Origin of the sequence: Vibrio sp. S234-5 (genome assembly GCF_000960595.1) — a bacterium.
Taxonomy (GTDB): Bacteria; Pseudomonadota; Gammaproteobacteria; order Enterobacterales; family Vibrionaceae; genus Vibrio.
Map to the genome: position 1 here is coordinate 1 of NZ_JZAM01000467.1, position 398 is coordinate 398.

The following is a 398-nucleotide window of genomic DNA, read 5'->3' on the forward strand; positions in this document are numbered from 1 at the left end:
TTGGGGGGTGTTTTTGGTGTAATTGGTGGCAATTCCGTAGAAAACCGGGGGAGAGTCGGGGGCGATAATTGGTAAGACCGCTTGCTGACCGGTTTCGACCGCATCCCAGCCAACTAACACGACGACGCCGCTAATGACGAGTAGAAACCCCAATACCCCTGTGGCTGAGATTGGGGTGCGGTCCCAAAGGTAACTGATGATTACCCCCCAAATGACAGCCGTGGAGTTGAGCACCGCCAATGTCGAGGCTTTAAGGGTTTGCGCAGCGTAAGCGAAACCAAGAAAGGGCAAGGCGGTATTAAACAGGCCAATCATCACAAAATGATTCGGATGTCGCTAACAAGGCGCGTGATTCTTTTTTAAATAACGATAAAACATTAGCAGGCTCAAAGCAGCGA

General features: G+C 50.8%; 1 protein-coding gene. It reads right to left on the reverse strand.

From position 1 onward, the window contains the following. On the reverse strand, positions 1–315 hold a 315-nt coding region (locus tag UF06_RS23075; protein WP_242402057.1), incomplete at its 3' end, for an EamA family transporter. Between the last annotated feature and the right edge of the window lie 83 nt (positions 316–398).